1 protein-coding gene and 2 pseudogenes are annotated in these 1,625 nt (G+C 60.1%); all 3 read right to left on the bottom strand.

Annotated elements, in window-relative coordinates; all coding sequences use genetic code 11:
* Positions 1-65: 65 nt before the first annotated feature.
* Positions 66-773, bottom strand: coding sequence for an AraC family ligand binding domain-containing protein (locus PVW27_RS21455; RefSeq protein WP_274561238.1), 708 nt, complete (start codon positions 771-773; stop codon positions 66-68).
* Between the two features lie 104 nt (positions 774-877).
* Positions 878-1,411: pseudogene (locus tag PVW27_RS21450) on the bottom strand (aldehyde dehydrogenase family protein); the annotation flags it as partial.
* Between the two features lie 32 nt (positions 1,412-1,443).
* Positions 1,444-1,625, bottom strand: a pseudogene (locus tag PVW27_RS21445) (Fic family protein); the annotation flags it as partial.

Below are 1,625 nucleotides of genomic sequence, written 5' to 3'. Positions count from 1 at the left end.
CGCCCGCATCAACGAAATGGCCGCAATCACCGAAGATGTGGTAGAGGCCGCCGCTCAGACCCTCGTCATCGGAAACGCCAATTAACGCTCAAAAAAGACCGCCAAGTAGCGATCAAGTTCACACCGGTCGAGCGTTCGAAAACCCGGAAGAAATTCGCGCGGCTCATGCCAACGGTCTGCGCGAGGCTGTCGATGTCCGACACCTCTCCGGCAACCTTGTGCAGCTTGCTGATCGCCTTGGACACGCGCCAGTCGATGGCCTGGCTTTGCGCCGCGTCGCGCAGGCTTGGCCCGACTGACCGCCATTCGGTAAACCGTTCGATCACCGACACCATCAATTCGCCCAGCTGCGTCTCATGATCGGCGATGGCGGTCGGGGCATGTACCATGCTCGCGGCAAGTGTCATGGCCTGCTTGCGGATCTGCGGCGTGATCGCATCGACGGTTCTGTCAAAGAACCCGGACCCGGCGCTGGCTTCCCAGTTGGAACGAAACTCAGCCAGCCAAGAAGGCTCGATATAGAGGGCAAGGATGATCGTGCGCGGGGCATTGAGCCGATGCACATAGGCATGCGGCGTCCATGCGTTGATCAGAACCGCGCTTTCGTGGGTCAGCGGCACAACCTCGTCACCGACGAGAAAACTCGTATCGGCACCCTCGACCTTGAGCAGGACATGGCAATGCGGGTGGGCGTGACGCACAAGCGGACGATCCATGTCGAGCAGCGCGACACGGCCGAATTTTCCGGTTCTGATCCTCAGGGCGTTGGACATCAGGCGGCGGTAACGCGCTCCTTGCTTTCTCGCTTTACGTTCTAGCCACATAATATGCGCCAAAACACCTGCGAATCAAAGCTTGAATGTGCCGGTCGGTTCGCTCAGTGACCGACGACACCGACGTTCTGGTAAACGTGCTTGAGCTCGCAGAAATCGAGCAGACCGTCGAAACCGTGCAATCTGCCCAGGCCCGAACGGCGATAGCCGCCGGTCTCGGCTTCGGCGAAAAGCCTGTTGTGGTCGTTGATCCAGACGGTGCCATTGCGCAGGGCACGCGCCAGCCGCCATGACGCATCGCCGCGATGGGTCCAGATTGATGCGGACAAGCCATAGACGGTGTTGTTTGCCTTTGCCACCGCATCCGCCTCGTCTCGGAACGTCTCAAGCACCACAAGCGGGTCGAAAATTTCGTCCTGTACGAAGCTGGCGTTCGGATCGCTATGCACGACCAGCGCCGGCGACATGAACGCGCTGCCCTTCTGACCGTCGAGCGGGCCGCCGCGCAGCACGACCTCGTCGGCGGTATCATATACCGTTCCGCAATCACTCATGACCCGGTCGCGCGACTGGATGTCGATCAGCGGCCCCATCGCAGTGCCGTCTGACATGCCGTCGCCGATGGAGACAGCCTGAAGCGCAGCGGAAAGCGCGCCCTAAATGCCTAAAGTTATTGTGGGAGGTCACCGTCTCCAAAGAGGTTTGGAAAGAGCCGCTCTCGATAATCATACGGAAACGCCAACCGAACCGGCGTCTTCGGCGAGGCGGACGTCATGTATCCGGCGGCGGTCAGTTTACTCAGCGTGTTGCGAGCAGTACGCTCGGACGTCTTGAGCACAATCTGCGCATCGC

The sequence above is a fragment of the Seohaeicola sp. 4SK31 genome, from assembly GCF_028802875.1.
Classification (GTDB): Bacteria; Pseudomonadota; Alphaproteobacteria; order Rhodobacterales; family Rhodobacteraceae; genus Seohaeicola.
This window is presented reverse-complemented; position numbering and strand designations above follow the sequence as displayed.